The organism is Candidatus Manganitrophaceae bacterium (assembly GCA_012960925.1).
Lineage (GTDB): Bacteria > Nitrospirota > Nitrospiria > SBBL01 > JAADHI01 > DUAG01.
The window spans coordinates 1-6,487 of record DUAG01000049.1 but is presented as its reverse complement, the minus strand read 5'-3'; the positions used below and the strand labels follow the sequence as shown (position 1 = coordinate 6,487).

Genomic DNA, 6,487 nt, shown 5'->3' with positions numbered 1-6,487 from the left:
CCATTATCTCAATATTCCGGACAACAAACCGAGGAAGGTTATGCTGCGGTTGTTCTAAATGGCTCCCTTCCGGAGCGATCCATTCAGACGGGCATCGGCCCGGTGACCGTGAAGATTCCGAAAGTCCGGTCTCGGATGGGAGAATCAGTCACCTTCCGGTCTACCATTGTTCCGCCGTATATTCGCAAGACCCGGTCTTTGGAAGCGACGATCCCCTGGTTATATCTCAAAGGGGTGAGTAGTGGAGAGATGAGTGAAGCTCTCAAAGTACTACTTGGTCCTCAGGCTTCAGGGTTTTCGGCCAATACTGTTTCGCGCTTGAAGCAGATTTGGGGGCAGGAATATCGAGATTGGTGTGGGAGTGATCTGGGCAAAGATCATTGGGCTTACATTTGGGCAGATGGCATCTACAGTGGCCTGAGAGTGGAGCAGGTGAAGCTGTGTGCCTTGGTGATCATTGGCGTCAATGAACGGGGTGAAAAGCATTTTCTGGCAATAGAAGACGGCGTCCGGGAATCCACACAGAGTTGGCGCGAAGTCCTGTTGAGATTGAAATCCCGCGGGATGAACAGCCCTGAGCTTGCCGTCGGAGATCGGGCCATGGGGTTCTGGGCTGCCCTGGGAGAGATTTGTCCAGACACGCGCCAGCAGCGCTGCTGGATGCATAAAACCTGCAATGTTCTGAATGCTTTGCCAAAGTCTCTACAAGCAAAAGCGAAAGGGTCGTTACATGACATCTGACAGGCAGATACGCTGAAAAATGCAGAAGGCGCTTTTGATTTGTTTGTAAAAACCTATGAGGCCAAATATCCGAAGGCAACGCTTTGTCTTCAAAAAGACAGAGATGAGTTATTGGCCTTTTATGACTTTCCTGCCACACATTGGCAAAGTTTGAGAACGAACAATCCGATTGAATCGACCTTTGGCACCATTCGACATCGGACCAAACGCTCGAAAGGGTGTTTATCCAGAGATGGAATGTTACATATGATGTTTAAACTCAGCCAAAGTGCTGAGCTTAACTGGCGCAAGTTACGTGGATTTAACTACCTCGCCAAAGTCATTGAAGGAGTTCCATTTAAAGATGGAATTGAGATCAACAAATCAGATCAGGTCGCCGCAATCAACCTGTCCATGGCAGGCATTATTTTTTCTTGCCGCTCTTCTTCTCCCTGAATCTCTCCCCATTTCCTGGCAACACCAATCGTAACATCTAAAATTCTCCCGGAAAACCGGTCCGAATTACGCTAAACCGAGCAGTGACCTATTTTTCTACGGGAACTCTTTAGATATTTGGAGTAGTTTGATCTGGTGAATCTTTGATTAAGAGCGGATGGAGACTTTTGAGACGTCGTGTCCGGCGGAGCCGGTCTTGACTTTTTTCGCGGGGGTTCTGGTCTTTTCTGTCAGATCCTCGACGACGGTCACCAGATCCAGATAATTCTGGTAGATCCTCATCACCTTGTTCGCGTAGCCGGTCGGAATCGACTTGCCATTCCGGATCCAGCGTTTCACACGGGTCGGACCAAAATTGTAGGCGGTGAGTGCGGTATTGACATTTCCAAACTTTAACTTCAGCATGTGAAGATAGTGGATGCCAAGCTTTACATTAATAATCGGATCAAACAAATGATCTTCCTGATCATCCCAGGAGATTTTTTTGATCTTGGCCAGCTGCCTTCCCGTATTCGGAACAATCTGCATGAGACCTACCGCCCCTTTCCTGGAAATAGACCAGTTATAAAAAGAGCTTTCGGTCGAGATGAGCGCCAGGATCAACTCAGGATCAAAACCATAGCGCTGACTCTCCTCACTAATGAAGGACACCAATGCTTCGTTCTCTGACGATTTCAATCCGGTGTAGAATTTGGAAAGGATTTGATAGATCTTCTCTTCGCGATCAGAGCGGATATGTTTTACGGGAACAGAGAGGGAAACGGTCTCGACCAGAGCTTCTTCCAGTACTGGAATCGGCCCCGGAACCGCCAAGTCCAACAACAGGGGACGAGAAAAGAGCAAGGCCATCGGAACAACCAGGAGCCATACGTGCTTATATGTCGGTTTATATTGATCCATTACCTAGAACTCTACTCCTTTACCTATATCCGAGTCAATCCCCTCGAAAGAGGGGGGGGGTCCGCTGCCTACTCTGCCAAAGTGACAACGGTAATGCCGTCGCCGCCTTCCCAGTCATTGCCCGGCCTGAATGACTCGACATAAGGGGATTGGCTTAAGTAGGCGCGAACCGCTTTCTTTAAACGACCGCTTCCATGGCCATGGATGAGAGAAACCTCTCTCTCCCCCGACAGCATCGACTGATCGAGCTTACGCTCAATCAGTTCAATCGCTTCTTCAATACGCTGACCATGCAGATCAAGCCGCGAGGAATCTTCTTCACTTCTTCGTCTCTTCATAGGTAGGTTGCGGATTCTTCCCTTCCCCGGTAAAATCAACCCCAAACTAACATATGGTTTTAAATAAGGGAACCTCTGATTAAGTCTGGCTTGAGTCTTTCAGGAGATCTTATGTTTCGATTCAAGACGCAAATCGCAGAGGATGGTTCTCGCGAAGCCATAGCCCTCTATTGTCAAGATTTGCAACGTAAAAGCGGGACGTTTTTGCCCTGAAAAAACAATTCATGCCTTAATCTGTGATTCCATAAGGTCAACAGGATGTCTCTCAGCGCAAGACAGCTTAAAACCGTTCTAACCGAAATCCAGGGACTGCTGAAAGGAGGACGGATTTTCCGGGTCGATCAACCCCGGGCCTGGGCCATCCTCTTTCAGGTTGATCAACACGGGAAACGGCATCGTCTCTATTTCTCCGCGCATCGGCGGCACTCTCGGTTTCACCTCGCCACAGCTTACCCGCCCAACCCGCCGAAGCCCCCTCAATTCTGTCAACTCCTGCGCGCCCACCTTCGCTATAAGCGGATTGTCTCCATTCATCAGATCGACGGAGACCGTGTCATCCGTATTGATTTTTCCTGGATGGCCAGTGAGAAATCGGAAAGCATCTCCTTGACGGCTGAATTGATGGGCCTGTCTGCAAATATCTTCCTGTGCGATGCCCGGGGAGTCATCCTCGGATCACTTTATCCATCCCGCGATAAACGATCTCTACGCACGGGTGCCCTCTACCAGTCCCCCGTCATCCATCCGGAGACCTCTTTCCATGAAACCACAATTCCGATCATTGAAAACGAGCAGTTTGAGTTCAATCATTCAGTAGAGGCCTTCTATCGGACCATCGAAGAGGAAGAGAAAAAAGATTCCTTAAAAAAAGAAGCCCTTTCACGACTCGACAAGACCATCCGTCGGCATCAAAAAAGATTGCGCCAGCTCCGGAGCAAATGCTCCGAAGCAAAAAATTCTGAAAGATATCGTACATTAGGAGAGATCCTGAAGAATAACATGCATCACATCACACCCGGAGCGCTTACCCTAATCTGTGTGGACCCCGCTCAGGAGGAAGGATGCGAGATCGAACTTGAATTGAACCCAGCTCTTTCGCCCTCGGAAAACCTTGAATGGTATTTTAAGCGCTATAAAAAAGGACAAACTGCCGCGGCCTCCCTTCAGGCAGAAATCATAAAGAATGAAGAAGAGATAACCCGCCTGGAGCATCATTTCAAAATCATCTCAGAAGGGGGAAACCTCGATCCGGACGCGCTCCCGATTCTTCGGACACCGAGGCAGAAACCCAAAAAATCCGGACCTCCGAGTTTTTTATCATCAGACGGCGTGACCATCGTTGTCGGAAGAAATGATCTGGAGAATGAGGCGCTTACCTTCCGTCTGGCAAGGGGAAATGACCTCTGGTTCCACGCCCGGGGCATTCCAGGCTCACACCTGATCGTACGGATGGAACGGAGACGGGAGATCCCCTATCAAACCCTCCTGGATGCCGCCACGCTGGCGCTCCACTTCAGCAAAGGCCGCAAGGCCGGAAAAGGGGACGTTCTTTATACCTATAGGAAATATATTCAAAGGCCGAAGAATCAGAAGGCAGGAAGTGTACTCACTTCACAAGACAAGAATATTTATATCGAGATCGAAGCGGCCCGTTTAGAACGGATCTTGCAAAACCGCATCAGACCTGTTTAGAATGGCGTCTTTTTGAAAGCCGCACAGGCAGCGGAATTTATTGTAACTGCTCAACATGCTTGGATAAGCCTTCAGAGCAAGGTGCTTGGAGAATTGAATAAGATGTCTAAAAAAGTCCGTACGCTCCTCTTCGTGTCCTGCTTTGTCATCTTTTTTACCTATGGATTCCGCTTCTTTGTCCTTTACAATCGCTGGGGAGTTGATCCCCTTCGCGTTCTTCATCTTCTGATCGCATTGTTCTATTACGGCTTGGGAATATTTGTACTCCGAATGGGGATACAAGGCTCGCGGACAGAGCGCCGAGACTACAGCATCCTCATGTATGCATCTCTTTTCACCGTTATTTATTGGAGCTTCAGGTGGGGCAAGGTTGTTTTTTCCCCGGAGAATGATCCCAACCCACGGGCCCACCTCCACCTTGCTTCACTCTACCTGGTCATGGGTGGACTTCTCTTGGCGGCAGGATGGTCCGGGCGCAAGCGCCTTCAGGACCCCAAGAACCAAGATAGAATCTTGGGGTAAACCGCCGATTCGCCTGCCCACGCATAGAGAGCGTGATCCCCAACCTCTTTGCGGGGTTAGTGAGCGAATAAAAATGTCATTTTTTCACTACGGGTCGAAGAATCCTTGCCTCCTTGAGGCGAGGTTCTTCCATACTGCGTTACCGGCCAAAAGTCTCCTCACCGTACAGTGAGTACGCCTCGGTCGCCCTTTGGCCTCTGGCCTTGTCTTTCAGGCGACTTGACGGTTTATTGTCAGCATTTTGTTTTACTGGGAGACCATTTGAAATCCATTCTATTAGCATTGACCATTGTTTTATTGAATTTGACGCCGGATGTACTGGCGCTTGCCGCAGAACCCGGTGTGCCGCGCGATCTGCTCACCCCACAGGCCGAGGTCTTTCTTGTCACGGTAGGTCCGGGGGACCTTGTCTGGGAACGTTTCGGACACAACGGTCTCGTCATCCGGGATAAAGAACGCGGCTTCAACCAGATCTTCCACTGGGGACTGTTCAGTTTCCAATCCGAGAACTTCTGGCCGCGATACATTCGCGGAGAGATGTTATACGCCATGGGGAGTATCGGCGCAGACGTCTTTGTCCAACTCAATACCGAAAGTGACCGAAATGTCTGGGTCCAGAAACTGAGTCTGACGACAGACCAGAAGAACAAGCTCGCACACTTCCTGATAGAAAATGACACGGATGCAAGCCGGACCTACCGCTACGATTACTACCTCGACAATTGCTCCACCCGCGTGCGCGATGCAATCGATCAGGTTCTCGGGGACGTGATCGCCAGGGCCTTACAAGGAAAGGAGACCGGAGAAAGTTTTCGCTCCCACACCCGGCGACTCCTCCAGGGTTTACCGATGGCCTACCTCGCGAGTCAGCTTGTCCTCGGGAATCCAGGAGATCGGGACATTTCAATCTGGGAAGAAACCTTCACCCCGATGGCGCTGAGGCGTCACCTGAATACGGTGGCGCTAGAAGACGGCTCCCCTCTGGTTCTATCAGACCGACAGATCTTCCATTCAAAGAGCATAAAGGAGCCGACGGAAATTAAAAGCTTCCTACTCATCTTTTCAGGAATCGGTTTCTCTTTGGGCTTGTGCTTTGCGGTCCTGGGCCATTTCACCACAAAAGGATGCAGGTGGAGTCGCGTGGGACTGGGATTGCTGGGCAGCCTGTGGGGACTCTTAAGCGGCCTGGTCGGGACACTGCTTCTACTGGGATGGTTCTTTACAGAACACCGATTTTGGTACTGGAACGAAAACCTGCTTCAATATAACCCCCTGTCCCTGGCATTGGCCTTTCTCTTTCCCATCCTCCTCCTGCGTGGGCATCTGCCCAGGAGGGCAGCACAACTGTCCTACGCGATTGTTGCGCTCTCGGTAGCGGGCCTTCTCCTCCAGATCCTCCCTGGATTTGATCAGGTGAATGGCGAGATCATTGCCCTCACACTCCCCGTCCATGTAGGTCTGTCCTGGGCCGCAGGCCGTACGCAATCTTTCATTGGGTAAATCCACCTCGCCCCTCTTAAATGGGCAGCAACTTAAGGGCCTTGATAACCCACTATTTCACTCATATAATTATAGGATATATCCTATAATTATATGAGTGCCCCTTGGGGATATATTGTGAGAATGAAGAAGCCACACATTTCCCGGCCTGTTGTGCGGCTTGGAAACTCGAAAAAGAATATTTTGGAGTCTCCACAAGAAGTGCGAAAATTGATCGGTGACGAATTACAGCTTATCCAATATGGGGAAATGCCGAAAGATGCAAAACCGTTTAAGGGAGAGTTATTGTCAAATCTGGTGTATGAGATCTTCATTAAGCGGCGACCTGATCTGATTTATTGATCTCAATCCCATCTTTA

Annotated in this window: 6 protein-coding genes and 1 pseudogene (1 of these 7 cut by a window edge); 5 read left to right on the top strand and 2 right to left on the bottom strand. The window is 49.9% G+C overall.

Features of this window, described 5'->3' with window-relative positions; all coding sequences use genetic code 11:
• A pseudogene (locus EYQ01_08100) lies at positions 1-1,176 on the top strand (IS256 family transposase); it begins 127 nt to the left of the window's first position.
• Between the two features lie 147 nt (positions 1,177-1,323).
• On the opposite strand, the gene EYQ01_08095 reads toward EYQ01_08100, so the two are convergent.
• Together EYQ01_08095 and EYQ01_08090 are read right to left on the bottom strand one after the other, a co-directional pair.
• On the bottom strand, positions 1,324-2,076 hold the full coding sequence (locus EYQ01_08095) for a lytic transglycosylase domain-containing protein (protein ID HIE65756.1): 753 nt from the start codon (positions 2,074-2,076) through the stop codon (positions 1,324-1,326).
• A 68-nt stretch (positions 2,077-2,144) separates the two neighbouring features.
• Positions 2,145-2,414, bottom strand: a complete 270-nt coding sequence (locus EYQ01_08090) for a hypothetical protein (GenBank protein HIE65755.1) — start codon at positions 2,412-2,414, stop codon at positions 2,145-2,147.
• A 258-nt stretch (positions 2,415-2,672) separates the two neighbouring features.
• On the opposite strand from EYQ01_08090, the gene EYQ01_08085 reads away from it, so the two are divergent.
• The 4 genes from EYQ01_08085 to EYQ01_08070 all read left to right on the top strand — a co-directional run bounded on the left by EYQ01_08085 (position 2,673) and on the right by EYQ01_08070 (position 6,470).
• Positions 2,673-4,106, top strand: a complete 1,434-nt coding sequence (locus tag EYQ01_08085; protein ID HIE65754.1) for a fibronectin-binding domain-containing protein — start codon at positions 2,673-2,675, stop codon at positions 4,104-4,106.
• Positions 4,107-4,208: 102 nt separating this feature from the next.
• Positions 4,209-4,628, top strand: a complete 420-nt coding sequence (locus EYQ01_08080; protein HIE65753.1) for a hypothetical protein — start codon at positions 4,209-4,211, stop codon at positions 4,626-4,628.
• A 168-nt stretch (positions 4,629-4,796) separates the two neighbouring features.
• A complete protein-coding gene (locus EYQ01_08075) occupies positions 4,797-6,128 on the top strand; it encodes a DUF4105 domain-containing protein (protein ID HIE65752.1) in 1,332 nt (443 codons plus the stop codon).
• Positions 6,129-6,251: 123 nt separating this feature from the next.
• The gene (locus tag EYQ01_08070) at positions 6,252-6,470 is read left to right on the top strand and encodes a hypothetical protein (protein HIE65751.1); all 219 of its coding nucleotides are present in this window, start codon (positions 6,252-6,254) and stop codon (positions 6,468-6,470) included.
• Positions 6,471-6,487: the final 17 nt, after the last annotated feature.

Excerpts from the sequence above, each read along its gene's own strand:
- EYQ01_08095 (HIE65756.1), bottom strand. The coding sequence starts at position 2,076 with ATGGATCAATATAAACCGACATATAAGCACGTATGGCTCCTGGTTGTT.
- EYQ01_08090 (HIE65755.1), bottom strand. The coding sequence starts at position 2,414 with ATGAAGAGACGAAGAAGTGAAGAAGATTCCTCGCGGCTTGATCTGCAT.
- EYQ01_08085 (HIE65754.1), top strand. The coding sequence starts at position 2,673 with ATGTCTCTCAGCGCAAGACAGCTTAAAACCGTTCTAACCGAAATCCAG.
- EYQ01_08080 (HIE65753.1), top strand. The coding sequence starts at position 4,209 with ATGTCTAAAAAAGTCCGTACGCTCCTCTTCGTGTCCTGCTTTGTCATC.
- EYQ01_08070 (HIE65751.1), top strand. The coding sequence starts at position 6,252 with ATGAAGAAGCCACACATTTCCCGGCCTGTTGTGCGGCTTGGAAACTCG.